A 2,151-nucleotide genomic window follows, 5' to 3' on the forward strand; every position below is an offset into this window, starting at 1 on the left:
GGCATCGTGGGAACTGGCGTGGGCCGGAGGACGCGAACAGCTCAACCGCGGCGATGTGCTGGTGATCGACGAGGCCGGCATGATCTCCTCGCAGCAGATGGGCCGCGTCCTCAAGATCGCCGAGGAGACCCAAGCGAAGGTCGTTCTGGTCGGCGATGCCATGCAGCTGCAGCCGATCCAGGCGGGCGCGGCGTTCCGGGCGATCAGCGAGCGGATCGGCTTTGCCGAACTTGCCGGCGTGCGCCGCCAGCGTGAGCAATGGGCGCGCGAGGCCTCGCGTCTCTTCGCTCGTGGAAAGGTCGAAGAGGGCCTCGACGCCTACGCCCAGAATGGCCGCATCGTCGAGGCCGAAACGCGTGCCGGTGTCGTCGAGCGCATCGTCGCCGATTGGACCGATGCACGCCGCGACCTGCTTCAGAAATTCGCCGATGGCGAGGATGCGCCCCCTCTTCGTGGTGACGAACTGCTTGTGTTGGCACACACCAATGAGGACGTAAAACGTCTCAACGAATCCCTGCGCAAGGTCATGATGGAGGAGGGCGCCCTGACCGGCGCGCGCGAATTCCAGACAGCGCGCGGGTTTCGTGAATTCGCCGCAGGCGACCGGATCATCTTCCTGGAAAATGCCCGTTTTCTTGAACCCCGCGCAAAACGGCTTGGGCCGCAATACGTGAAGAACGGCATGCTAGGGACGGTGCTTGCCACTGGCGACAAGCGTGGCGGCGCACTACTGACAATCCGTATCGACAACGGCCGCGACGTCATCATCAGCGAAGACAGCTACCGCAATATCGATCACGGCTATGCCGCGACCATCCACAAGTCTCAAGGGTCGACCGTCGACCGGACCTTCGTGCTCGCAACTGGCATGATGGACCAGCATCTGACCTATGTGGCGATGACCCGCCATCGCGAACGCGCCGACCTCTATGCGGCGCGGGAGGATTTTTCTCCCAAGCCGGAATGGGGACGAAAGCCGCGCGTCGATCATGCCTCAGGTGTCGCCGGCGAGCTGGTCGAAACCGGTCAAGCAAAGTTCCGGCCGCAGGACGAGGATTCTAGGGAAAGCCCCTATGCCGATGTGAGGGCCGATGACGGAACCGTCCATCGTGTCTGGGGCGTCAGTCTGCCGAATGCTCTGGCCGAAGGTGGCGTCTCGACGGGTGACACCGTCACGCTCCGCAAGGATGGCGTCGAGACCGTCAAGGTGAGGCTGCCCGTCATCGGTGAAACGACGGGCGAGAAGCGCTTCGAGGAACGCGAGGTCGAGCGCAACGTCTGGACCGCGAAACAGATCGAAACCGCCGATGCGCGTCAAAAAAGGATCGAGCGGGAAAGCCATCGGCCGGACCTGTTCAGACACCTGGTCGAGCGCCTTGGTCGATCCGGCATCAAGACGACGACGCTCGATTTCGAAAGCGAGAAGGGCTACCGGGCTCATGCACGGGATTTTGCGCGACGACGCGGCATCGACACGCTCGCCGGGATTGCGGCCGGGATGGAAGGGAATGCGGCGCGGCGGCTCACCTGGATTGCGCAGAAGCACGGGCAGGTGGCGAACCTTTGGGAGCGGGCGAGCGTTGCGCTGGGATTCACCATCGAGGGGGAACGCCAAATCTCGTACAACGAACAGCGGACCGAACCTCTCTCGGCAGAAGTCTCGTCGGCCGGAAAATATCTGATTGCGCCGACCATCGCGTTCGCCCGTAGCGTTGACGAAGACGCGCGCCGCACACAGCTTGCCTCGGAACGGTGGAAGGAGCGGGAAGCGATCCTGCGGCCGCTGCTGGAGAAAATCTATCGCGATCCGGATCACACCCTTTCGGTGCTGAACGCGCTGGCGTCGGACGCGACAATCGAACCACGCGCGCTTGCTGATCAGCTGGCGAGCGCGCCCGAGAGGCTCGGCCACCTGCGAGGGTCCGACCGGATCGTCGATGGCCGTGCTGCTCGCGCTGAGCGGAAAGCCGCCAAGGCCGCGCTGACGGAATTGTTGCCGCTCGCGCGCGCCCATGCGACCGAGTTCCGTCGCCAAGCCGAGCGCTTCGGTATCCGCGAAGAGCAGCGCCGCGCGCATATGTCCTTGTCGATTCCAGCGCTCTCGAAACCGGCAATGGCGCGCCTGGTTGAAATCGAGGCGGTCCGCGAGCG

At 64.0% G+C, this 2,151-nt stretch carries 1 protein-coding gene; it reads left to right on the forward strand.

What is annotated here, in order from left to right; all coding sequences use genetic code 11:
• Window positions 1-2,151: AAA family ATPase (locus EOA75_RS32170; RefSeq protein WP_164747732.1), on the forward strand; the 2,151-nt coding region annotated here is incomplete at both ends.

Source organism: Mesorhizobium sp. M1A.F.Ca.IN.022.07.1.1, from assembly GCF_003997575.1.
Classification (GTDB): Bacteria; Pseudomonadota; Alphaproteobacteria; order Rhizobiales; family Rhizobiaceae; genus Mesorhizobium.